The sequence below is a fragment of the Streptomyces changanensis genome (genome assembly GCF_024600715.1).
Classification (GTDB): domain Bacteria; phylum Actinomycetota; class Actinomycetes; order Streptomycetales; family Streptomycetaceae; genus Streptomyces; species Streptomyces changanensis.
The window spans coordinates 5,662,003-5,685,262 of record NZ_CP102332.1 but is presented as its reverse complement, the minus strand read 5'-3'; the positions used below and the strand labels follow the sequence as shown (position 1 = coordinate 5,685,262).

The following is a 23,260-nucleotide window of genomic DNA, read 5'->3' as shown; positions in this document are numbered from 1 at the left end:
GCCGACGGCGCGCGGGCGGCGCCCCGCCGGTCCTGCGGTTTCGGGCGTACCGGGCCCCGGTGGACCCTTCCCCGGCGCGCGCCGGGCGGCGGGGAAGGGCGGGGGAAGTCCACTCGAACCGGTGACGGGCGGGGGCGGGGCCGGGGCCGGGTCGTGCCGGGTGCCCGCGCCGCGGTGCCGGGCGCCGCGGGCCGGGCGGGGCGCCGCGCGGCCGGCCGAGCGGGGCTGTCCGGACGGGCCCGGGGGACGGCGGCCCGTGCCGGTCACGCCACGGCGGCTACTTCTCGACCTCGGCCGCGAGGTTGGCCAGGACGGCGTCGTGGATCCGGCCGAGGCCCTTGGGGGCGAAGGTGCGCTCGAAGAAGCCGCCGACGCCGCCGGCGCCGTCCCACACCGTGGTGACGACGGCCCGGGCGCGGCCCTCACCGGCGGGGGTGACCGTCCAGGTGGTGACCATGGAGGAGTTGCGGTCCTTCTCCACGAGCTGCCCGTCCGTGGGCTCGGTGACCTCCAGCAGGCAGTCACGGACGCGCTTGCTGGTGGCCTGGAGCCTCCAGTGGACGAGGGTGCCCTCGCCGTCGCCGCCCTCGCGCACCTCGTACTCGCTGAAGTGCTCGGACAGGAGCTTCGGGCGGGTGTCCCGGTAGTCGGCCAGCGCGTCGAACACGGTCTCCGCGTCCGCCGCGATGACCCGCTCCGTCGTGGCCTCGACCTGCGCCATCGCTTTGACCTCCAGCAATCGTTCTTCGGGGGCTCCACCCAACCACCTGCGGCCGGGGGACCCAAATCCGGCCACCAAGCGATCATGGGAACAGTTGTTCTATTCTGGATCCGTACGTCACGCTCGACCGAGGAGGCCGCCATGCGCTGGGACAACCTGGGGGACCGCCCCGAGGGCGCGGCCGGGGCGGCCGTGACGGGCGAGGCGGCACTCTTCGGGACGGACGCGGTGACCACGCGGACGTTCGACACGCCGGAGTTCCGCGGCATCACGTTCCACGAGGTCAGGGCCCGCTCGATCCTCAACCGGGTGCCCGGCGCCTCCCGCATGCCGTTCGAGTGGACCGTCAACCCCTACCGTGGTTGCACCCACGCCTGCGTGTACTGCTTCGCCCGCCGCACGCACGCCTACCTCGACCTCGACACGGGTGTCGGCTTCGACACCCAGATCGTGGTGAAGGTCAACGCCCCCGAGGTGCTGCGCCGCCAGCTCGCCTCGCCCCGCTGGCAGGGCGCGCACGTCGCGATGGGCACGAACGTCGACTGCTACCAGCGGGCGGAGGGCCGCTACCGGCTCATGCCCGGGATCATCGAGGCGCTGCGCGACCGCGCCAACCCCTTCTCGATCCTCACCAAGGGCACCCTGATCCTGCGCGACCTGGACCTCCTGCGCCAGGCCGCCGAGGTGACCGACGTCGGGGTGTCGGTGTCGGTCGGCTTCACCGACCAGGAGCTGTGGCGGACGGTCGAGCCGGGCACACCCGCCCCCGAGCGCCGCCTCGACGTGGTGCGGACGCTCACCGACGCCGGCATCGGCTGCGGAGTGCTGATGGCCCCCGTCATCCCCTTCCTCGGCGACCGCCCCGAGCAGCTGCGCGCCACCGTCCGGGCCATCGCCGAGGCGGGCGCCACCTCGGTCACACCACTCGCGCTGCACCTGCGCCCGGGTGCCCGCGAGTGGTACGCGGAGTGGCTGCAGCACCACCACCCGCACCTCGTACCGCGCTACGAGCGGATGTACGCCGGGGGCGCGTACGCGCCGACGTGGTACCAGCGCCGGATCACGCGTCAGGTGCACGAGTTCGCCGCGGAGTTCGGGATCGGACCGGCCGGGCGGGGCGAGGCGCGCCGCGTCGCCCCGCCCGGCCGCGCCGAGCGAGCCGGGGGCCCGGCGCGGGCGCGGGCCGGGGAGGCGCGGGAGGCGCCGCCTGCGGAGCCCACGCAGCTCACCCTCCTCTGACCCGCGCCGCGCGGACGGGCACCTCCGCCCCCACCGGCACCAGCCCGCCCCGCGCGGTCCGCCCGCACCTCCGCCCCACCGGCACCGGCACCGGGCCACCCCGCGCAGCCGCTCGCGCCCACCTCGTGGACCCGCTCCACGGGCCCGGTGCCCGGACCGCGCCCCCGATCGGGTCACGTCCGGGTGGATCGGGGCGGTCCGCCCCGGATCGGGGGGCGACGCCCCCGAGACTGGCCGGATGCAGAAACGCGCAGGAGTACTCATCGCCGCCGGCGCGCTGGTCGCGGGGGCCGTCACCGCCGCGCCGTCGGCCGCCGAACCGTCCGCGCCGAAGCCCGGGACGCCGCTGCAGTGGGCGGCGTGCGCCACGCGGCAGTACCCGAAGCTGGAGTGCGCGACCCTCCGGGTGCCGCTCGACCACGCCGCGCCGCGGGGCGAGCAGATCACGCTCGCCCTCTCCCGGGTCCGGCACACCGCCCGGACCTCGCAGGGCCCGCTGCTGGTCAACCCCGGGGGGCCCGGCGGGAGCGGCCGCACGCTGGCCGGTTTCGTCGCGTCGTCGCTCCCGGCCTCCGTCGCCGCGCAGTACGACGTGATCGGGCTCGACCCGCGGGGCGTGGGCGCCAGCCGGCCCGCCCTGGACTGCCGGCCCGGCCACTTCGCGCCCGTACGCCCCGACTCCGTCCCGCGCGACCAGCGCGAGGAGCGGGCCGGGCTGGCGCGGGCGGCGTCGTTCGCCCGGGCGTGCGGCGAGAAGCACGGCCGGCTGCTGCCGTTCATGGACACCGTGAGCGCCGCGCGGGACGTGGACGCGGTCCGCGCGGCGCTGGGCGCGCCCCGCATCAGCTACCTCGGCTACTCGTACGGCACCTACCTCGGCGCGGTCTACGCCAAGCTCTACCCGCAGCGCGTGCGGCGGGCGGTCCTGGACTCGGTGGTGCACCCGGGCGGGGTCTGGTACGACGCGAACCTCGCGCAGGATCATGCCTTCGACGCCCGCCACAAGGCGTTCCTCGCCTGGGTGGCCCGGCACGACGCGGTGTACGGGCTGGGCACCGATCCGGCGCGGGTCGAGGCGCGTTGGTACGCGATGCGCTCGGCGCTGCGCGCGGAGCCGGCCGGCGGCACGGTGGGACCGGCCGAGCTGGAGGACACCTACCTGCCGGGCGCCTACCACAACGGCCACTGGCCGGTGCTGGCCTCGGCGTTCGCGGCGTACGCGGTCGACGGGGACACCCGCCCGCTGGTCGACGCGTACGAGTCGATCGCCCGGCCGGACGCCGCGAGCGACAACGGCTACTCGGTGTACACGGCCGTGGAGTGCCGCGACGCCCGCTGGCCCACGTCCTGGGGCGTGTGGCACCGCGACCACTGGGCCGCCCACGCCAAGGCGCCGTTCTCCACCTGGAACAACGCCTGGTACAACGCCCCGTGCGCCTTCTGGCCCGTGCCGCCGCTGACCCCGCTCGACGTGGCGAACGAGGCGGTCCCGCCGGTCCTGCTCTTCCAGGCCGACCAGGACGCCGCCACGCCGTACGAGGGCGCCGTCGCCACCCACGGGCTGCTGCGGGACTCCCGGCTGGTGGTCGAACGGGGCGGCGGCAACCACGGGGTGACCCTGCGCGGCAACGCCTGCGCGGACCGGATCCTCGCCCGGTACCTGGCGACCGGCGAGGTCCCGCGCGGGGACGGTGGCGTCGGGGTGGACGTGTGGTGCCCGACCCGGCCCGACCCGGAGCCGGCGGCCACCGCCCGCAAGGCGCCCGCACCCGCCCCGGTGCACGGGGTGCGGTGGGCGCTCCCCCGCGGAAACTGACGCGCGCCGGAGCCGGGGCGTCCACCACCATGGCCGCATGACGACGCATCTGACGCACGTGGCGGCCCCCGACGGGGTCGCGCCCGGTTCCGGTTACAGCCATGTCGTGTGGGGGACGGGCCGGTTCGTCGCCGTGTCGGGGCAGTGCGCCCTGGACGGGGCGGGCCGGGTCGTCGGCGAGGGCGACCCGGCCGCCCAGGCGCGGCAGGTCTTCGCGAACCTGGGCCGCTGCCTCGCCGCCGCCGGGGCGACCTTCGCCGACGTGGTGAAGCTGACGTACTACGTGACGGACGTGGGGCACCTGCCCGCGGTGCGGGAGGCCCGGGACGCGGTGATCGACGCGGCGAACCCGCCGGCGAGCACGGCCGTCCAGGTGGCCGCGCTCTTCCGCCCCGAACTGCTCCTGGAAGTCGAGGCGCTGGCGGTCCTTCCCGAGGGGCGGCGGCCGTGAGCGCCCGGGTGCGGGAGATGGCCGAGGCCGACTGCGCGGCGGTGGCCCGGGTGCGCGTGGCGGGCTGGCGCTCGGCCTACCGGGGGCTGCTGCCGGTGGCGTACCTCGCCGCGCTGGACGTCGAGGAGGACGCGGCGGCCCGACGCGAGCACCTGGCACGCGCCGGGGGGCGGGTGGTGCACCTGGTGGCGGAGCGCGACGGGGACGTGGTCGGCTGGGCGGCGTTCGGCCCCGACCGCCGGCCGGACGCCGGGCCCGCCGACGCCGAGCTGTACGCCCTGTACGCGCTCCCCGCGGTCGTGGGGACCGGGGTGGGGCGGGCCCTGATGGAGGAGGTGACCGCGCGGGCCTCGGCCCGCGGGTACAGGTCGCTGTCCCTGTGGGTGCTGGAGGACAACGCGCTGGGGCGGCGCTTCTACGCGAAGGCGGGGTTCACACCGGACGGCACGCGCGAGCCGTGGGAGGTCGGCGGCACCACCCTGATGGAGCTGCGCTGCACCCGCCCACTGGCACCGGCACCCGCCTGACCGCACCACGGGCGACGGGCGACGGGCGAGGGGCGGCTGGTGGGCGGGCGGCGGGGCGGGCGGCGGACGGCGGGCGGCGTGGCCCGCCGGCGGACGGCCGGTGGCGCCGCGCGGTCCGTCCGGGTCAGTCGTCGGCCGGGAGCCGGGCCAGCGCGGCGGCCGCCGCCGCGCCGATGCGCGGGTGGCGGCGGGCGGCCTCCAGGACGGGGCGCGCGCGGGGGTCGGCGAGGGCACCCAGCCCCTCGGCGCAGGCGACGCCCACGCGCCAGTGCGGGTCGTCCGGGGCGAGCCGCCGGCCGAGGACGGTGACCAGGGCCGGTACGGAGTCGGGGGCGCGCAGCGCGGCCAGCAGCCGTACCGGTACCAGCGCGTAGGCGACGCGCAGTTCGTTGGTGGCGAGCGCGGCGGCGGCGCGCGCGGTGCGCGGGTCGCCGAGGCGGCGCAGCGCGTGCGCGGCGGAGACGCAGCGCTCGGGGTCGCGGTGGTTGAGGAGGAGGACCAGCGCCTCGAAGGCCCGCCGGTCGCCGGCGAGACCCAGCCGGAACGCGGCGAGTTCGCGCGCCCACAGCTCCTGGCCGGGCGCGGTGAGGACCGCGGCGAGCTCCTCGTGGTCGGGGGTGGACGCCAGCCGTCGGAAGGCGGCGGTGTCCCCGGCCTCGTCCTCCAGCCGGTCGGTGAGCGAGCCGAACTCGGGGTCCATGGCGGTCAGGGTAGCGACGGGGCGGGATGCGATCCAGATCACACCGCCCGGCTCACCCCCGGGGGCTGGCGCGCTCATTACCCACCGGTTAACCTCATGTGAGCGGGGCCAACCCCCCGCACTCCTCCGGGCGGCCTGGTGACGCAGCCGCCCGAGTGCCCGTCGGTTCAGCACCTTTCACGACGTGACTCCGGGACAGGGTCCGTCGGCTCCCACCGCGCGGCGCGCAGGACGCGCCCGCCCGGCGCGCCCAGCGCGCGGTACGCCCCTGACGCCACGCCCCGCGTGCGCCCGGCCGCCGCGCCCCGGCACCCTCACCAGTCGTCACTCATCCCTGGAGTCCCGTGATGGACACCCCTCTCTCCACCATCGCCGTCGTCGGTCTCGGCACCATGGGCGCCGGAATCGCCGAGGTCCTGGCCCGCGCGGGCCGCGAGGTCGTCGGCATCGACACCGACCAGGCCGCCGCCCGGCGCGCGGTCGCCGCGCTGGAGACCGCCACCGCCCGGTCCGTGGCCCGCGAGCGGATCACCGAGGAGGAGCGACGCGACATCCTCTCCCGCTTCCGCACGTTCTCCGACCTCCAGGCCGCGGCCGACGCCGACCTCGTCATCGAGGTGGTCCCGGAGTCCTACGAGGTGAAGCAGCGGGTGCTGCGCGCCCTGGACTCCGTCGTCCGGCCCGACGCGATCGTCGCGACCGGTACCAACGCGCTCTCCGTGACCCGGCTCGCCGCCGACTCCGCCCACCCCGAGCGGGTGCTCGGCCTGCACTTCTTCAACCCGGCGCCGGCGATGAAGCTGGTGGAGGTCGTGTCGTCGGTGCTGACCGCGCCGCAGGCCGTCGCCGCCGTCACCGACCTCGCGCACGCCCTCGGCAAGGAGCCCGTGTCCGTCGGCGACCGGCCGGGTTTCGTCGCGGACGGCCTGCTCTTCGGCTACCTCAACCAGGCCGCCGCCATGTACGAGTCGAAGTACGCCTCCCGCGAGGACATCGACGCGGCGATGCGGCTCGGCTGCGGACTGCCGATGGGCCCGCTGGCGCTGCTGGACCTCATCGGCGTCGACACCGCCCGTACGGTCCTGGAGGCCATGTACGCCGAGTCGCACGACCGGCTGCACGCCCCCGCGCCGATCCTGAAGCAGCTGAGCGAGGCGGGCCTGACCGGGCGGAAGGCGGGGCGCGGCTTCTACACGTACGACGGGCCCGACAGCGCCACCGTCGTGCCCGACGCGCTCACCCCGCGGGAGGAGGCCGCCGGCGGCGCCGCGCCGCGCACGGTCCGCTCCGTCGGTGTCGCCGGGTCCGGCACGATGGCCTCCGGCATCGCCGAGGTCTTCGCGAAGGCCGGGTACGACGTGGTCCTCGCCGCCCGCTCGCAGGAGAAGGCGGACACCGCCCGGGCCCGCGTCGCGAAGTCCCTGGCCCGCTCGGTCGACAAGGGCCGCATGACCGCCGACGCCCGCGACGAGACGCTCGCCCGCATCACCCCCGCCGGCTCGCTCGACGCCTTCGCCGACGTGGACCTCGCGGTGGAGGCGGTCGCCGAGGACCTCGACGTCAAGCGGCAGCTGTTCGCGGCGCTGGACGAGGTCTGCAAGCCGGGCGCGGTCCTGGCCACCACCACCTCCTCGCTGCCGGTCGTCGCCTGCGCCCGCGCCACCTCGCGCCCGCAGGACGTCGTCGGGATGCACTTCTTCAACCCGGCCCCGGCGATGAAGCTGGTGGAGGTCGTCCGCACGGTCCTCACCGCCGACGACGTCCACGCCACCGTCCGGGCGGTCACCGCGCGGATCCGCAAGCACCCGGTGGACTGCGGCGACCGCGCCGGGTTCATCGTGAACGCGCTGCTCTTCCCCTACCTCAACAACGCGATCAAGATGGTGCAGGACCACTACGCGTCGCTGGACGACATCGACGCCGCGATGAAGCTGGGCGGCGGCTATCCGATGGGGCCGTTCGAACTGCTCGACGTCGTCGGCCTCGACGTCTCCCTCGCGATCGAGCGGGTCCTGCACCGCGAGTTCCGCGAGCCGGGCCTCGCGCCGGCGCCGCTGCTGGAGCACCTGGTCGCCGCCGGCTGCCTGGGCCGCAAGACGGGGCGCGGCTTCCGCGAGTATGCGCGGCGCTGAGCCCGGGGAGACGTACGGTCCGGGGCCACACGGGTCGTGCGACGAGTGGGGCGGGCTGCTCGGACCCTCGGGCGGCTCTCCCCCTCGGGCGCGCTCTCCTGCGCCGATGCAGTACGTTCGGGGCATGTCCCAGCCCGCGAAGACACCCCGTGCCGGCACCGCGCCGGAGACCCCGGAGAGCCCCGCCGGCGGCCGCGCCGCCGCCCAGCGGCTCAAGATGCGCCGGGAGCTGGCCGCCGCCGCCATGGAGCTCTTCGCGACGAAGGGGTACGAGGCCACGACGGTCGACGAGATCGCCGCGGCCGCCGGGGTCGCCCGCCGGACCTTCTTCCGCCACTTCCGCTCCAAGGAGGAGGCGATCTTCCCGGACCACGACGACACCCTGGTCCGGGCGGAGGCGGTCCTCAACGCGGCGCCGGCGCACGAGCACCCGCTGGACACGGTGTGCCGGGGCATCAAGGAGGTCATGAAGATGTACGCGGCCTCCCCCGCGGTCTCCGTCGCGCGCTACCGGCTGACCCGTGAGGTGCCCACGCTGCGGGAGCGGGAGATCGCCTCGGTGGCGCGGTACGAGCGGCTCTTCACCCGCTACCTCCTGGGCCACTTCGACGAGCGCGACCACCACGACGGCAACGACGACCCGCTGCTCGCCGAGGTGGCCGCCTCCGCCGTCGTCACCGCGCACAACCACGTGCTGCGCCGCTGGCTGCGGGCGGGCGGCAAGGGCGACGTGGAGACCCAGCTGGACCACGCGTTCGCGATCGTCCGCAGGACGTTCGGCAGCGGGATCGGCGCCGGCCGGTCCACGGCGGCGAGGACCGGCACGGAGCCGGCCCCGGTCACCGCGTCGCGCGAGGGTGACGTCCTGGTGGCGGTGGCGCGCACCGACGCGCCGCTGGAGCAGGTCATGCGGACGATCGCCCGGGCGCTCGGCCACGAGGGGTCCTGACCCGGCACCGGCCGCCCGCCCCGCCCTCGCCGTGGCGGTGGGCGGCGCCGGTGATCCGGCCGGTACGGCGCCCCGCCCCGCGCGGGGCCTGGTCGAGGACGACGTGCGCGTTGATCCCGCCGAACCCGAAGGCGTTGACCGCGTTGCCCTCGCACTCGGGCTCCCGGGCAGGCGCGACGGGCCCGGCACCAGGCACGGGGCCCGGCCGGGCGGTCGACGGCCCGGCGGGCGGAGGCCGGCCTGACGGTCGGCGGCCCGGCGGCTGACGTCCGGCGGTGGACGGCCCGGCCGGGGTCGCGGCCGGGGTCGTTCTCGTGGTGACGGCCGCGGGTCCGGTCCGTACAACCCTTCGGGCCGGGTGGAGGTCCAACGACCGGTACGGCGGGGGCCGGACGGTGACGAGCGGCTCCCGCCGGTCGTCAGTTCCCGAAAGGACCCGTGCCCGGATGACCCTTCTCCCGTCCCTCCCCCTACGCCGCGCCGCCGGCGGCGGCGCGGCGCTGGCCGTGCTCCTCGCGGCCAGCGCGAGCGCCGCCGCCGCGCCCGCCCTGGCCGAGGAGGCGCCTCCGGCCGTCATCGAGGTCGGCTTCCTCTCCCCCGGCACGCTGCCGCGGCCCGCCGGGACGCTCACCGAGGCGCACTTCCTGACCCACCAGTTCTCGCTGTCGGGCCAGCGGCCGGACGGCGCGCGCGTCACCGGCGCCGAGCTCACCGTCGACTTCGGCGGCGCGGCGGACGTGGCGGAGTTCCGGTTCCGTCCGGAGTGCCGGGTCGCCGGCACGCTCGCGACCTGCCCCGTGACGATGCCGGACGGCTCCGGCGACCCCGAGGCGTACGTCCCGTTCCTCGTCCGGCCGAAGCTCGGGACCGCGGCGGGCGCCCGCGGCGTCGTCCGGGCGACCGTCCGCGCGGACAACGCCCGCCCGGCGCTCGCGACCCCCACCGAGCTGCCCGTCAAGGTCGCCGACCACGACCGGGTGGTCCTGGGCGGCTTCCCCGACCCGCCGTCGCTCACCGTCCCGCCGGGCGGCCGGGCGACGCTTCCCTTCGTCCTCACCAACACCGGCGCCCGGCCGCTGGGCCGGGTCACGCTCACCGCCGACGGCTTCGACGGCGACGAGACCGTCGTCTTCCCCGGTGACCACCGCAACTGCCGCTACACCACGAAGGACCCCAAGGACCCGGCGTCCGCGCGGACCGGCATGAGCTGCGTGTTCGCCACGGCCGTCGAGCCGGGCGCCACGTACCGCACCGCGCCCGGCCTCTCGGTGGCCCTGGCGGGGCTCGCCGAGCGCGGCCGCGTCCGCTTGACCGCGTCGGTGGGCGCGCCCGCGGGGAGCGGGGTGGCCGGTCGTTCCGCCCCGCTCGCCCTCGTCCCCGCCACCTCGCCCCTGCCGCCGCGCGTCCCGGTGCCGGTGGACGCGTACACCGCGGACGCGCCGCCGGTGATCGGGGTCCGCAGCGAGCCCGCCGCGGACGGCGCGGCGGTGGGGGCCTCCGTCCGTACGGAGGTCGGCCGGGAGGTCACGGCCCGGGTCGGGGTGGAGAACCGCGGGCGGGCGCCGCTCGCCGCACCGTCCGTGCTGGTCGAGGTGCCGCGCGGCGTGGAGGTCGTCCGGCCCGATCCCCGGTGCCGTCCGGAGCAGGCGCTGCCCTGGCGCACCACGGACGCCCGGCCCACGTTCGGCGACCGTCCCGGCGACGCCGCCCCGGTGCCGACGGGGACGGTCCACCGCTGCACGGATCCGGCCGGTCTGGCCCCGGGCGGACGGCGGCTGTTCTCGTTCGCGCTGCGGCCGACCCAGGTCCTCGACGGGGCGAAGGGCGTCGTGTTCCACCCGACGCCCAGCCCGTACGACGTCTCCCAGCGCGCGAAGGTGGCCTTCCTCTCGGTGACCGCCACGGCGGCCGCGACCGCGAGTCCGTCCCCGAGCGCGATCCCCTCGCCGAGCCCCACCGCGACCCCCTCCCCCGTCGCGACGCCCACCACGGCGCCCACCACGGCACCGGCCGTGCCGTCCTCGGGCGCGCTCGCCGCCACCGGCGCGGGGAACGCCCCGGTCCTGCTCGGCGTCGCCGCCGCGCTGACGGCCGCGGGCGTGCTGCTGGTCGTCCGGCGCCGCGCCGCCGCTCCGGAGGCCCGCGACCCGCGCTGACACTTCCGCACATAATCGAACACACACTGTGACGGCCGCTCCTCCTGGGGCGGCCGTTGCCGCTCATCCGTGTCGGGCGGATGACAAGTGAGAGAAATTGTTGGCACGCAGTGTCTTGTCAGCTGGCACGCGGTGCCATACGTTGATGTCGTCCGGGCGGCCGGCGTGCAGAGACCTTCTCGTACGCCGGCTGTCCCCGCGGCCCTTCCCGGGGCCGCGCGCCCGGACGCCTGCGTCACAGGCACTTCCGCGCACCACCCCGCGCCGCCGAGCACCACCGGCCGAACCGACGGCACACCTCCACAGCAGCACCCCGACGTACCCCTGAAGCGTCCCCGAGACGCATGCATCGCCGGAGGCACCACCGTGAAGGAAATCCTGGACGCGATCCAGTCGCCGGACACCACGTCCGCCGACTTCGCCGCCCTCCCCCTGCCCGAGTCGTACCGCGCCATCACGGTCCACAAGGACGAGACCGAGATGTTCGAGGGCCTCACCACCCGGGAGAAGGACCCCCGCAAGTCCCTCCACCTGGACCGGGTGCCGCTGCCCGAGCTGGGCCCGGGCGAGGCGCTCGTCGCCGTCATGGCCAGCTCGGTCAACTACAACTCGGTCTGGACCTCGATCTTCGAGCCGGTGTCCACCTTCAGCTTCCTGGAGCGTTACGGCCGGCTCTCCGAGCTCACCAAGCGCCACGACCTGCCGTACCACATCATCGGCTCCGACCTGGCCGGCGTCGTGCTGCGCACCGGCCCGGGCGTCAACGCCTGGCAGCCCGGCGACGAGGTCGTCGCGCACTGCCTGTCGGTCGAGCTGGAGTCCTCGGACGGCCACAACGACACGATGCTCGACCCCGAGCAGCGCATCTGGGGCTTCGAGACGAACTTCGGCGGCCTCGCCGAGATCGCCCTGGTCAAGTCGAACCAGCTGATGCCCAAGCCGGGCCACCTCAGCTGGGAGGAGGCCGCGGCCCCCGGCCTGGTCAACTCCACCGCGTACCGCCAGCTGGTCTCCCGCAACGGCGCCGGCATGAAGCAGGGCGACAACGTCCTGATCTGGGGCGCCAGCGGCGGCCTCGGCTCCTACGCCACCCAGTTCGCGCTGGCCGGCGGCGCCAACCCGATCTGCGTCGTCTCCAGCGACCAGAAGGCGGACATCTGCCGCTCGATGGGCGCCGAGGCGATCATCGACCGCAACGCCGAGGGTTACAAGTTCTGGAAGGACGAGCACACCCAGGACCCCAAGGAGTGGAAGCGCTTCGGCAAGCGCATCCGCGAGCTCACCGGCGGCGAGGACATCGACATCGTCTTCGAGCACCCCGGCCGCGAGACCTTCGGCGCGTCCGTGTACGTCACCCGCAAGGGCGGCACGATCACCACCTGCGCCTCGACCTCGGGCTACATGCACGAGTACGACAACCGCTACCTGTGGATGTCCCTGAAGCGGATCATCGGCTCGCACTTCGCGAACTACCGCGAGGCGTGGGAGGCCAACCGCCTGATCGCCAAGGGCAAGATCCACCCCACCCTGTCGAAGGTCTACTCGCTGGAGGACACCGGCCAGGCCGCGTACGACGTCCACCGCAACCTCCACCAGGGCAAGGTCGGCGTGCTCTGCCTGGCCCCCGAGGAGGGCATGGGCGTGCGCGATCCGGAGATGCGCGCCGAGCACCTCGACGCCATCAACCGCTTCCGGAACATCTGACCGGAACGTCCGAGAGGCGACACCACCGTCATGACAGAGCGTCAGAAGGACCGGCCCTGGCTCATGCGGACGTACGCCGGTCACTCGACCGCCGAGGCGTCCAACGAGCTGTACCGGCGCAATCTCGCCAAGGGGCAGACCGGTCTCTCGGTCGCGTTCGACCTGCCCACGCAGACCGGCTACGACCCCGACCACGTCCTCGCCCGCGGCGAGGTCGGCCGGGTCGGGGTCCCGGTCTCCCACCTCGGGGACATGCGGCGGCTGTTCCAGGACATCCCCCTGGAGCAGATGAACACGTCGATGACCATCAACGCCACGGCCATGTGGCTGCTGGCGCTCTACCAGGTGGTGGCCGAGGAGCAGGGCGCCGACATCTCCCGGCTCCAGGGGACGACGCAGAACGACATCGTGAAGGAGTACCTGTCGCGCGGGACGCACGTCTTCCCGCCCGGTCCGTCACTGCGGCTGACCACCGACATGATCACCTACACGGTGAACCACATCCCCAAGTGGAACCCGATCAACATCTGCAGCTACCACCTGCAGGAGGCGGGAGCCACACCGGTCCAGGAGATCTCGTACGCGATGTCGACGGCGATCGCCGTCCTCGACGCGGTGTTCGCCTCCGGGCAGGTCCCCGAGGAGCGGCGGGGCGACGTGGTGGCGCGCATCTCCTTCTTCGTGAACGCGGGCGTCCGCTTCGTCGAGGAGATGTGCAAGATGCGCGCCTTCGGCCGCATCTGGGACAAGGTCACGCGCGAGCGGTACGGCATCGAGGACGCCAAGCAGCGGCGCTTCCGCTACGGGGTGCAGGTCAACTCGCTCGGCCTGACCGAGGCGCAGCCGGAGAACAACGTCCAGCGGATCGTCCTGGAGATGCTCGCCGTGACGCTCTCGAAGGACGCCCGCGCGCGGGCCGTCCAGCTGCCGGCGTGGAACGAGGCGCTGGGCCTGCCCCGCCCCTGGGACCAGCAGTGGTCGCTGCGCATCCAGCAGGTCCTCGCGCACGAGAGCGACCTGCTGGAGTACGAGGACATCTTCGAGGGCTCGCACGTCGTCGAGGCGAAGGTGAGCTCCCTGGTCGACGAGTGCCTGGCGGAGATCGACCGGATCCAGGGGATGGGCGGCGCCATGGCCGCCGTCGAGTCCGGCTACCTCAAGTCGCAGCTCGTCTCCTCGCACGCCGAGCGGCGGGCCCGGATCGAGACGGGTGAGGAGAAGATCGTCGGCGTGAACTGCTTCGAGTCGACCGAGCCGAACCCGCTCACCGCGGACCTGGACACCGCCATCCAGACCGTGGACCCGGCGAACGAGGCGCGGGTCGTCGCGGCGCTGCACGAGTGGCGCGACAACCGTGACGAGGCCCGCGCGCAGGATGCCCTCGCCACCCTCAAGGCGACGGCCGCCGGGGACGGGAACCTCTTCGCCGCCACCCTGGAGTGCGCCCGTGCGGGGGTCACGACCGGGGAGTGGGCCTGGGCGCTGCGCGACGTGTTCGGCGAGTTCCGCGCGCCGACCGGCGTCTCGTCCGCCCCGCTCGCGGTGGCGGCCGAGGAGGGCACCCCGCTCGCGGCCGTCCGGGACAAGGTCGCCCGGACGGCCGCCGAGCTGGGCTCGGGACGGCTGCGGCTGCTGGTCGGCAAGCCCGGCCTGGACGGGCACTCGAACGGCGCCGAGCAGATCGCCGTACGGGCCCGCGACGCCGGGTTCGAGGTGGTCTACCAGGGCATCCGGCTCACTCCCGAGCAGATCGTCGACGCCGCGCTCGCGGAGGACGTGCACTGCGTGGGACTCTCCATCCTGTCCGGCTCGCACGCCGAGCTGGTGCCCGACGTGCTGGTCAGGCTCCGGGAGGCCGGCGCCGCCGACATCCCCGTCGTCGTCGGCGGGATCATCCCGGGCGCCGACGCCGCCGAACTGCGGCGCGCGGGCGTGGCCGCCGTCTTCACGCCGAAGGACTTCGGCATCACGGAGATCATCGGCCGTATCGTCGACGAGATCCGCAAGGCCAACAAGCTCGACCCCCTCGACAACCCCGCAATCCCTGCAAGCACGGAGGTCTCCGCATGACCGCGACCACCCCCGCCGGCTCCGTGAACCGGCTGCGCCCCCGCCGCTCCTGCCTGGCGGTGCCCGGCTCGAACCCGCGGTTCCTGGAGAAGGCCCAGGGCCTCCCGGCCGACCAGGTGTTCCTGGACCTGGAGGACGCCTGCGCACCGCTCGCCAAGCCCGACGCCCGGCACACCATCGTGAAGTTCCTCAACGAGGGCGACTGGACGGGCAAGACCAGGGTCGTACGGGTGAACGACTGGACGACCCAGTGGACGTACCGGGACGTCGTCACGGTCGTCGAGGGCGCGGGTCCCAACCTGGACTGCATCATGCTGCCCAAGGTGCAGGACGCCTCCCAGGTCGTCGCGCTGGACCTGCTGCTGACGCAGATCGAGAAGACGATGGGCTTCGAGGTCGGCCGGATCGGCATCGAGGCGCAGATCGAGAACGCCCGGGGCCTGAACAACGTCAACGAGATCGCGCAGGCGTCCCCGCGCATCGAGACGATCATCTTCGGCCCGGCCGACTTCATGGCGTCGATCAACATGAAGTCGCTGGTGGTCGGCGAGCAGCCGCCCGGCTACCCGGCGGACGCCTACCACTACATCCTGATGAAGATCCTCATGGCGGCCCGCGCCAACGACCTGCAGGCGATCGACGGCCCCTACCTGCAGATCAAGAACGTGGACGGCTTCCGCGCCGTCGCCGGCCGCGCCGCCGCGCTGGGCTTCGACGGCAAGTGGGTGCTGCACCCGGGCCAGGTCGAGGCCGCCAACGAGGTGTTCTCCCCCTCGCAGGAGGACTACGACCACGCCGAGCTGATCCTCGACGCGTACGACTACTACACGTCCGAGGCGGGCGGCAAGAAGGGCTCGGCGATGCTCGGCGACGAGATGATCGACGAGGCCAGCCGGAAGATGGCGCTGGTCATCGCCGGCAAGGGACGGGCCGCCGGCATGCGGCGCACCAGCACGTTCGAAGCCCCGGAGGCGTAGCACCATGCAGTTCGGACGCACCTACGAGGAGTTCGAGGTCGGGGCCGTGTACAAGCACTGGCCCGGGAAGACGGTCACCGAGTACGACGACCACCTCTTCTGCCTCCTCACCATGAACCACCACCCGCTCCACATGGACGCGAACTACGCGGAGAGGACCACCGACTTCGGCCGGAACGTCGTCGTCGGGAACTACGTCTACTCGCTGCTGCTGGGCATGTCCGTGCCGGACGTCTCCGGCAAGGCCATCGCCAACCTGGAGGTCGAGTCGCTGCGGCACGTGGCGCCGACCTTCCACGGGGACACGATCTACGGCGAGACGACCGTGCTGGACAAGACCCCGTCCCGGTCGAAGGACGACCGCGGGATCGTGTACGTCGAGACCAAGGGCTACAAGCAGGACGGCACGCTCGTGTGCGTGTTCCGCCGCAAGGTGATGGTCCCCACCGAGACGTACATCAAGGAGCGCGGCGGTGAGCAGCCGGGCCGCCCGGAGCTGAACGCCCCCTCGGAAAAGACGGAGAAGTAGCCATGGCCCGACTCGCGCAGACCGCCGGTCTCACCGACGTCCAGCAGGAGATCGTCTCGACGGTCCGGGAGTTCGTCGACAAGGAGATCATCCCGGTCGCGACGGAGCTGGAGCACCGGGACGAGTACCCCCAGGAGATCGTGGACGGGCTCAAGGAGCTCGGCCTGTTCGGCCTGATGATCCCGGAGGAGTACGGGGGTCTGGGCGAGTCGCTCCTGACGTACGCGCTGTGCGTGGAGGAGATCGCCCGGGGCTGGATGTCCGTGTCGGGCATCATCAACACGCACTTCATCGTGGCGTACATGCTCAAGCAGCACGGCACCCAGGAGCAGAAGGACACCTTCCTGCCGCGGATGGCGGCCGGCGAGGTGCGCGGCGCGTTCTCGATGTCGGAGCCCGGCCTGGGCTCGGACGTGTCGGCCATCACGTCGAAGGCGGTGCGGGACGGTGACGAGTACGTCCTGAACGGCCAGAAGATGTGGCTGACGAACGGCGGCACGTCCACGCTTGTCGCCGTACTGGTCCGCAGTGACGAAGGACACCCCGAGGGCACGGCCCCGCACCGGTCGATGACGACCTTCCTGGTGGAGAAGGAGCCCGGCTTCGGCGAGGTCCGGCCCGGTCTCACCATCCCCGGGAAGATCGACAAGATGGGGTACAAGGGGGTCGACACCACCGAGCTGATCATGGACGGACTACGCATTCCGGCCAATCGGGTCCTGGGCGGGGTCACCGGCCGAGGGTTCTATCACATGATGGACGGCGTCGAGGTCGGTCGCGTGAACGTGGCCGCGCGGGGCTGTGGCGTCGCACAACGCGCCTTCGAGCTGGGCGTCGGGTACGCCCAGCAGCGTCACACCTTCGGCAAGCCGATCGCCCAGCACCAGGCCATTCAGTTCAAGCTGGCCGAAATGGCTACCAAGGTCGAGGCCGCTCATGCCATGATGGTGAACGCAGCTCGCAAAAAGGACTCCGGGGAGCGAAACGACCTCGAAGCGGGCATGGCCAAGTACCTGGCCTCCGAGTACTGCAAGGAGGTCGTGGAGGACGCCTTCCGTATCCACGGTGGATACGGGTTCTCCAAGGAGTACGAGATCGAGCGCCTCTACCGCGAGGCGCCGATGCTCCTCATCGGTGAAGGCACGGCCGAGATCCAGAAGATGATCATCGGCCGCCGGCTGCTGGAGGAGTACCGGGTCCAGGGCTGATTGTCGGGCTTCAGGGGCTTATCGACGGTAATGGACCGCGAAGAAGATCACACCCAGTCATCTTCTTCCGGTCGTCGACTCGGCTTCTGGCTTGCCCAGTTGCGGCCCGCAACCGATAGCATCGCCAGAAAGCCGCCGTCCCCCCGTTCCCAAGCGCGGCCTCATCCGCTACGAAGGTCATCCATGCCCCACAGCCAAACCTCTGCACCTCGCGACAGCCGCACCGGCGTACGCCTCGCGCGCGGAGCATCGCCGTGGCTCCTGCCGACCGTCGCCACCGCTGCACTCAGTCTTGCCCGCTCGCGCCGTTCCAAGCGCGCCGCGGCCATCGCTGTGCCCACCACCGCGCTCGCGGCGGGCATGCTGTGGTTCTTCCGCGACCCCGAGCGCGAGATCGCTCAGGGCAGGGTCATCTCGCCCGCCGACGGTGTGGTGCAGAGCATCATGCCGTGGAAGGACGGGCGCACCCGGGTCGCCATCTTCATGAGCCCCCTGAACGTCCACGTCAACCGCGCCCCCCTCGCGGGCACGGTGACCTCCGTGGAGCACATCCCGGGCGGGTTCGTGCCGGCGTTCAACAAGGAGAGCGAGAACAACGAGCGCGTCGTCTGGCACTTCGACACCGAGCTCGGCGACATCGAGATGGTGCAGATCGCCGGCGCCGTGGCGCGACGCATCGTCCCCTACCTGTCGCAGGGCGCCAAGGTGGAGCAGGGCGACCGGATCGGTCTGATCCGCTTCGGCTCGCGGGTCGACATCTACCTTCCGGAAGGTGTGGACGTCGCCGTCGAGGTCGGACAGACCACGACCGCGGGGGTGACTCGCATTGACCGTGATTGACCCCGAAAGGCCGGCCGGCTGGGTCTCCGACGGCGAGGTGGACACCTCCGCCGAGGACCAGGAGGAGATGCCGCTGTCGCTCCGCCTGTCGATAGCGGACACGCTCACGCTGGGTAACGCCACCTGCGGTTTCATGGCGGTGTACTTCACCACCACCGGGATCCTCATCCCGCACCTCGTGGGCAGCGAGGAGAGCGGCATGGCGCGGCACTCCGCCGCGACCGCCGTGATCCTCATGCTCTGCGCGGCCGTCTTCGACCTCTTCGACGGGCTCGTGGCGCGCAAGCTCCGCTCGTCCCCGATGGGCGCCGAGCTCGACAACCTGTCGGACCTGATCAGCTTCGGTCTGGCCCCGGCGTACTTCGTGCTCGTCTACGGGATGGTGGCGGACGACGCCCACCAGCGGGTCTCCGCGGTGGCGGCGATCGTGGTCCTGCTCGCGGTGGTGCTGCGGCTCGCCAGATTCTCCTGCGTGACCATGAAGGACGGCATGTTCCAGGGCATGCCGAGCCCCTTCGGGGCGCTGACGGTCGTGTCGATCGTGCTGCTGGAGCTGCCGTTCATCCCGACGCTGCTGGCGATCATCGGTACGGCGTGGCTCATGGTCAGCCGCGTCGAGTACCCGAAGCCGCGGGGCATCCTCGCGGTGGCGATGCTCAGCTGGATCGTCGGCGCGATGGGCCTGCTGGCCGCGTGGGCCTTCGAGGCCCCGGGCGGGCAGCTGCTGCTGCAGACCGGCTGCGCCCTCCAGGTCGTACTGGGCGCGGTGATCCCGCTCTTCGCGACGGCGCGACGGGTGAACACCTTCCGCGACAACCGGCGCGAGAGCCGGGAGGCGCGGACGGCGCAGCTGCCGTAGCGGACGAGATCGGCCGAGGGGCCCGGGTGCGGGAAACGCACCCGGGCCCCTCGCCGTACCGGGCGGGCCTCCCCCGCCTCTTCCCCGGCCTTCACGCCGTGTCGCGGGCTTCTCCGCCTCTTCCCCGGCCTCGTCCGCCGTTCCGGCCCCGGCCGTGCCGGCTCAGCCGAGTGCCTTGTAGTAGTACGTGGTGCCGCGCGGCACCCCCGCCGGGTCGGCCGCGTACCCGGGGACGGTTCCCGCGCGGGTCCAGCCGGCGGAGCGGTAGAGCCCCTCCGCCGGGCTTCCGGTCTCGGTGTCCAGGACGAGCAGCGTGAGCCCCGCGTCGGCCGCCCCGGCCTCGGCGGCCGCCAGCAGCCGCCGCCCGAGGCCCCGGCCGCGCGCCGAGGTGTGCACGAGCAGTTTCGACACGTCCCCGCGGTGCCGCTGGTTCGGGAGGGCGGGCCGCACCAGCGACACCACCCCCAGCAGTTCCCCGCCGGCGCCGCGGGCCGCCCAGACGGTCCTGGCGCCGCTTTCCACCTCCGCCGCCGCACTGCGCCACCAGGCGGCCGCCTCGGCGGTGTCCAGCGGCGCGAGGAAGCCGACAGACGCCCCGTCGTGCACGGCGTCCCGCAGCAGGGCTGCCAGCGCGCCACCGGCCTCCGCGCGCACACGTTCGCTGGGGAAGAGCGCGATGCGGGCCCCGTACGCGCCCGTGCCGGCGTCGCCGCCGGCAGCCGTAGCCGCACCGGCGCCCCCGTCCGTGGCCGTGCCCGTGTCCCCACGCGTGTCCCGGTCCGTGTCCATGATCGGATCGTGGCATGCCGGTGTTGCGTCCGGGTGACGAGGTGATCCCCGGGGCCGCCGCCCGGTGGTGAGCCGCGCGGGGGTGCGCGGCCGGCGGGGCGGCGGTCGGGGCCGGACGTCAGGGCCGGGCGGTCAGCGGAGGAAGTCCTCGGCGAGGCGGGACGCCAGGCGCTCCAGGAGGGGGCCCGCCTCGGCGATGCACCGGGCCGTGTCCGGCTCCAGGTCGGTCAGCGCGTAGGCCCGGCGGATGCCGGCCCGGCCGAGGGCCTCGGGCGGGAGGGCCAGCCGGCCGCAGACGGCGACGACGTCGACGTCGGCCGCGCGGGCCGCCGCGGCGACGCCCGCGGGGGCCTTGCCGTGCAGGGTCTGCTCGTCGAGGGACCCCTCACCGGTGATGACGAGCGTGGCGCGGCCCAGGGCGTCGGTGAAGCCGAGGATGTCCAGCATCAGCTCGATGCCGGGGCGGAAGCTCGCCCCGAGGCCGACGAGGGCCCCGTAACCGATGCCGCCCGCGCCCCCCGCACCCGGCGAGGCGGCCGCCTCCGCGGCGCGCGGGCCGATCGCCTCCTCAAGGACCGCCACGTAGTGCGTGAGGGCGGCGTCGAGGACCTCCACGTCCCGTTCGGTGGCCCCCTTCTGCGGGGCGAAGACCGCGGGCGCGCCCTTCGGGCCGGTGAGCGGGTTGTCCACGTCGCTCGCGAGCACCAGGTCCACGTCCGCGAAGCGCGGGTCCAGCCCGGACAGGTCGGCGGTCGCCAGGTCGCGCAGGCCGCCGCCGCCCGGACCGACGGGCTCGCCGTCGCCGTCGAGGAAGCGCGCGCCGAGCGCGGCGAGCATGCCGGCGCCGCCGTCGGTGGTGGCGCTGCCGCCCACGCCGAAGACGATGGTGCGGGCACCCGCGTCGAGCGCCGCGCGCAGCAGCTCGCCGGAGCCGTGGGTGGTGGCCGTGAGCGGGGCGAAGACGCCCTCGGGCAGCAGCTGGAGGCCCGACGCCTCCGCCATCTCCACGACCGCGGTGGTGCCGCGCAGCGCGAAGGCCGCGGTCACGGGCTCGCCGAGTGGGCCGGTCACGCGCAGCTCGCGCCGCTCGAACCCGGCGGCCACCGCCGCCGCGACCGTGCCGTCGCCGCCGTCCGCGACGGGCAGCGCTTCGACCCGGACGTCCGGCACGACGTGCCGGATCCCCGCGGTCACGCGCTCGGCGACCTGTACGGCCGTGAGCGACCCCTTGAACTTGTCGGCCGCCACGAGCACGTGCGCGGCCTCAGTAACTGCTCCGTCCGTCACCTTGCATCCCTTGCTATCGAACAGGCAGTCGCGCCGGTGCCGACCCTATCCGGAGCTCCGGACGGCGTGCCACCCCTCCGTGGCCGGGTCGGGAGCCCGTGATCGGGGATCACGAGCACGGAAGCGACCGGTCACTCCCCGTCAGGCGCTCCCCCGGGCAGCCCGGTGAAGAGCTCGCCGGACATCACCCTCGTGGGCATCGGCTGCACCGTGGTCCTGCGCGCGGCGGTGTGGGCCCGGCTGTGGGGGGCTGGGGGGGGACTCCTTCGACAGCGCGTCCGCGGCTGCCCTGTCATGGGTGCTGGACGACTTCGGGTGGCTGTTCGTGGTCGCGGCCGACGCCCTCCCGGTCCGCTGCCTCGTGATCGCCTCCAGCAGGTTCGGCCGGATCCGGCTGGGCGCGGGTGACTCGGAGCCGGAGTACGGCAACCTCGCGTGGATCGCGATGATGCTCAGCGCCGGCATGGCCGTCGGTCTGATGTCCACGGCGTCGGGGAGCCGCTCACGCACCACCTGACCCCGCCGCCGGCGAGCGGGGTGCGCGCCGAGTCGGCCGAAGCGGCCCGCACGGCGATGGAGTACTCGTTCTTCCACTGGACGCTGACCCCGTGGGCGGTCTACGGCATCGCCGGACGCGGACGCGGACACGGGGCACACGGGGCACGCGGGTGGCGGCGGCCCGGGACGCCGTAGGAGGTGGGCGGCGCGGCCGATCCCGCGCGGGGGACCGGCCGGAGAGGCGCTCCGGGGCGTCCCGTCCGGTCAGGGCGAGCCCGCCCTGACCGGACGGGACGCCCCTAGGCTGGCCGCATGACCACGACCGACTACGCCACGTACATCGCCGGGCTGCCCAAGGTGCTCGCGGGCGCCGCCACGCTGCTGCGCGATCCGGAGGGACGCGTCCTGCTCGTCGAGCCCAACTACCGCGAGGGCTGGGCGCTGCCCGGCGGGACGATCGAGTCCGACGCGGACGAGACACCCCGCCAGGCGGCCCGCCGCGAGACCCTGGAGGAGATCGGGCTGGACGTGCCGCCCGGCCCCCTCCTGGCCGTCGACTGGGTGCTGGGCCCGGACCGCCCGCCGATCGTGGGGTACGTGTACGACGGCGGCGTCCTCGACGCGGAGGCGTTCGGGCGGATCCGCCTGCAGGAGACGGAGTTGCTCTCCTGGCGGCTGGTGCCCCGCGAGGAGATCGGGACCTACCTGCTCGGCCCGCTCGCCTCGCGGGTGGCGGCGGCGCTGGACGCCCTGGAGGCGGGCCGGGGGCCGGTCGAGCTGGAGAACGGCCGCCCCGCGCGCTGACCGCGGGGGGCCGTCCGGTCAGCCGTGGTGGTCCTGCGGACTGGGCTCCGGGGCGCGGGGGGCGTCCTCGCTCGCCACCCGCTCCTCCGTGCGGTGCCCGCGCTGGATGTAGTCGCGGACGACGAGCTCCACGGCGTCCTGCGGGCTGCCGACGCCCGCCAGGACCATGACTTCCACGACGAGTTCGGCATCCAGACTGACTGTCACCTTGGCCATGGGCGGGACCCTACAGGCTGGTCCGGTCATCCGTTCGCCGGACGGCGGATCCGCTGCGTACGCTCGGCGTATGACGAGGGTCGCGTTGCTCACCGGCGCCGGGATCTCCACCGACTCGGGGATCGCCGACTACCGGGGTCCCGACGGGCTGTGGCGGCGCGACCCGGACGCCCGGAAGCTGGTCACGTACGCGTACTACATGGCCGATCCGGAGATCCGGCGCCGCGCCTGGCGGATACGCCTGGACGGTCCCGTCCTGCGGGCGCGGCCGAACGCCGCGCACCTGGCCGTGGCCGCGTTGGAGCGCACGCCGGGCTTCGCGGTGCGGGTGCTCACGCAGAACGTCGACGGGCTGCACCAGCTGGCCGGCCTGCCGGGGCGCAAGGTGGTGGAGCTGCACGGTTCGGCGCGGGCCGTGGTGTGCACCGGCTGCGGTGCCCGGTCGCCCATGGCCGCCGCCCTGGAGCGGGTGGCGGCGGGCGAGGACGATCCGCGGTGCGAGGCGTGCGGGGGGATCCTGAAGTCGGCGACCGTGATGTTCGGCGAGCGGCTGGACCCGGCGGTGCTGGGCGAGGCGGTGGCGGTCGCCACGGCGTGCGACGTGTTCCTCGCGGTGGGTTCGTCGCTCCGGGTCCAGCCGGCCGCGTCGCTGGTGCGGACCGCCGCCGAGAACGGGGCCCGGCTGGTCGTCGTGAACGCCGAGCCGACCCCGTACGACGCGCTGGCCTACGAGGTGGTGCGCGAGCCGATCGGTACGGCGCTGCCGGCACTGCTCGGGCGGCTCTGAC

The 23,260-nt window shown here is 73.9% G+C and carries 21 protein-coding genes and 1 pseudogene; 17 read left to right on the top strand and 5 right to left on the bottom strand.

Annotated elements, in window-relative coordinates; all coding sequences use genetic code 11:
• Positions 1 to 277: 277 nt before the first annotated feature.
• On the bottom strand, positions 278 to 721 hold the full coding sequence (locus tag NRO40_RS24795; RefSeq protein ID WP_058940159.1) for an SRPBCC family protein: 444 nt from the start codon (positions 719 to 721) through the stop codon (positions 278 to 280).
• A 141-nt stretch (positions 722 to 862) separates the two neighbouring features.
• Here NRO40_RS24795 and NRO40_RS24790 point away from each other — a divergent pair, with 141 nt between their 5' ends.
• The 4 genes from NRO40_RS24790 (at position 863) to NRO40_RS24775 (ending at position 4,754) form a co-directional block, all read left to right on the top strand.
• On the top strand, positions 863 to 1,960 hold the full coding sequence (locus NRO40_RS24790; protein WP_058940160.1) for an Rv2578c family radical SAM protein: 1,098 nt from the start codon (positions 863 to 865) through the stop codon (positions 1,958 to 1,960).
• Between the two features lie 238 nt (positions 1,961 to 2,198).
• Positions 2,199 to 3,776, top strand: a complete 1,578-nt coding sequence (locus NRO40_RS24785; RefSeq protein WP_058940161.1) for an alpha/beta hydrolase — start codon at positions 2,199 to 2,201, stop codon at positions 3,774 to 3,776.
• 37 nt (positions 3,777 to 3,813) lie between these two features.
• Complete coding sequence (locus NRO40_RS24780; protein WP_058940162.1) at positions 3,814 to 4,227, top strand: RidA family protein; 414 nt, start codon at positions 3,814 to 3,816, stop codon at positions 4,225 to 4,227.
• On the top strand, positions 4,224 to 4,754 hold the full coding sequence (locus NRO40_RS24775; RefSeq protein ID WP_232790916.1) for a GNAT family N-acetyltransferase: 531 nt from the start codon (positions 4,224 to 4,226) through the stop codon (positions 4,752 to 4,754). The genes NRO40_RS24780 and NRO40_RS24775 overlap by 4 nt, the downstream gene beginning before the upstream one ends.
• A gap of 124 nt (positions 4,755 to 4,878) precedes the next feature.
• On the opposite strand, the gene NRO40_RS24770 is transcribed toward NRO40_RS24775, so the two are convergent.
• A complete protein-coding gene (locus NRO40_RS24770) occupies positions 4,879 to 5,454 on the bottom strand; it encodes a HEAT repeat domain-containing protein (protein ID WP_079046763.1) in 576 nt (191 codons plus the stop codon).
• Positions 5,455 to 5,801: 347 nt separating this feature from the next.
• Here NRO40_RS24770 and NRO40_RS24765 point away from each other — a divergent pair, with 347 nt between their 5' ends.
• The 10 genes from NRO40_RS24765 to pssA all read left to right on the top strand — a co-directional run bounded on the left by NRO40_RS24765 (position 5,802) and on the right by pssA (position 18,878).
• Positions 5,802 to 7,586: a 3-hydroxyacyl-CoA dehydrogenase family protein gene (locus tag NRO40_RS24765; protein ID WP_058940164.1), complete on the top strand. Its 1,785-nt coding sequence runs from the start codon at positions 5,802 to 5,804 to the stop codon at positions 7,584 to 7,586.
• Positions 7,587 to 7,710: 124 nt separating this feature from the next.
• Positions 7,711 to 8,535, top strand: coding sequence for a TetR family transcriptional regulator (locus NRO40_RS24760; protein WP_058940165.1), 825 nt, complete (start codon positions 7,711 to 7,713; stop codon positions 8,533 to 8,535).
• 446 nt (positions 8,536 to 8,981) lie between these two features.
• Positions 8,982 to 10,691: a hypothetical protein gene (locus NRO40_RS24755; protein WP_058940166.1), complete on the top strand. Its 1,710-nt coding sequence runs from the start codon at positions 8,982 to 8,984 to the stop codon at positions 10,689 to 10,691.
• A 366-nt stretch (positions 10,692 to 11,057) separates the two neighbouring features.
• Positions 11,058 to 12,395, top strand: coding sequence for a crotonyl-CoA carboxylase/reductase (gene ccrA / locus NRO40_RS24750; RefSeq protein WP_058940167.1), 1,338 nt, complete (start codon positions 11,058 to 11,060; stop codon positions 12,393 to 12,395).
• A 30-nt stretch (positions 12,396 to 12,425) separates the two neighbouring features.
• Positions 12,426 to 14,465 carry a protein meaA gene (locus tag NRO40_RS24745; RefSeq protein WP_058940168.1) on the top strand — a complete coding sequence of 680 codons (2,040 nt, stop codon included), beginning with the start codon at positions 12,426 to 12,428 and terminating at the stop codon, positions 14,463 to 14,465.
• Positions 14,462 to 15,442, top strand: a complete 981-nt coding sequence (locus tag NRO40_RS24740; protein WP_058940169.1) for an HpcH/HpaI aldolase/citrate lyase family protein — start codon at positions 14,462 to 14,464, stop codon at positions 15,440 to 15,442. The genes NRO40_RS24745 and NRO40_RS24740 overlap by 4 nt, the downstream gene beginning before the upstream one ends.
• 4 nt (positions 15,443 to 15,446) lie before the next feature.
• Positions 15,447 to 15,971, top strand: a complete 525-nt coding sequence (locus NRO40_RS24735) for a MaoC family dehydratase (RefSeq protein ID WP_058940170.1) — start codon at positions 15,447 to 15,449, stop codon at positions 15,969 to 15,971.
• Between the two features lie 2 nt (positions 15,972 to 15,973).
• Entirely contained in the window at positions 15,974 to 17,179 is a 1,206-nt protein-coding gene (locus NRO40_RS24730) for an acyl-CoA dehydrogenase family protein (RefSeq protein WP_058940171.1), read from the top strand.
• Between the two features lie 183 nt (positions 17,180 to 17,362).
• Positions 17,363 to 18,019 (top strand): phosphatidylserine decarboxylase, encoded by a 657-nt coding sequence (locus tag NRO40_RS24725; protein WP_058940172.1) that lies wholly within the window; start codon positions 17,363 to 17,365, stop codon positions 18,017 to 18,019.
• On the top strand, positions 18,006 to 18,878 hold the full coding sequence (gene pssA, locus NRO40_RS24720) for a CDP-diacylglycerol--serine O-phosphatidyltransferase (RefSeq protein WP_198549242.1): 873 nt from the start codon (positions 18,006 to 18,008) through the stop codon (positions 18,876 to 18,878). Before NRO40_RS24725 ends, pssA begins: the two co-directional genes overlap by 14 nt.
• Positions 18,879 to 19,040: 162 nt before the next feature.
• On the opposite strand, the gene NRO40_RS24715 is transcribed toward pssA, so the two are convergent.
• Entirely contained in the window at positions 19,041 to 19,667 is a 627-nt protein-coding gene (locus NRO40_RS24715) for a GNAT family N-acetyltransferase (RefSeq protein WP_079046752.1), read from the bottom strand.
• Positions 19,668 to 19,799: 132 nt separating this feature from the next.
• On the bottom strand, positions 19,800 to 20,954 hold the full coding sequence (locus NRO40_RS24710; RefSeq protein WP_079046753.1) for a glycerate kinase: 1,155 nt from the start codon (positions 20,952 to 20,954) through the stop codon (positions 19,800 to 19,802).
• 216 nt (positions 20,955 to 21,170) lie between these two features.
• Between NRO40_RS24710 and NRO40_RS24705 the strand changes: the two are divergent.
• Positions 21,171 to 21,626, top strand: a pseudogene (locus NRO40_RS24705) (BCCT family transporter); the annotation flags it as partial.
• Between the two features lie 138 nt (positions 21,627 to 21,764).
• Positions 21,765 to 22,256 (top strand): NUDIX domain-containing protein, encoded by a 492-nt coding sequence (locus tag NRO40_RS24700; protein ID WP_058940176.1) that lies wholly within the window; start codon positions 21,765 to 21,767, stop codon positions 22,254 to 22,256.
• A gap of 18 nt (positions 22,257 to 22,274) precedes the next feature.
• On the opposite strand, the gene NRO40_RS24695 is transcribed toward NRO40_RS24700, so the two are convergent.
• Positions 22,275 to 22,472 carry a type II toxin-antitoxin system VapB family antitoxin gene (locus NRO40_RS24695; protein ID WP_058940177.1) on the bottom strand — a complete coding sequence of 66 codons (198 nt, stop codon included), beginning with the start codon at positions 22,470 to 22,472 and terminating at the stop codon, positions 22,275 to 22,277.
• Between the two features lie 70 nt (positions 22,473 to 22,542).
• Between NRO40_RS24695 and NRO40_RS24690 the strand changes: the two genes are divergently transcribed.
• A complete protein-coding gene (locus NRO40_RS24690; RefSeq protein ID WP_058940178.1) occupies positions 22,543 to 23,259 on the top strand; it encodes an SIR2 family NAD-dependent protein deacylase in 717 nt (238 codons plus the stop codon).
• Position 23,260 lies beyond the last annotated feature (1 nt).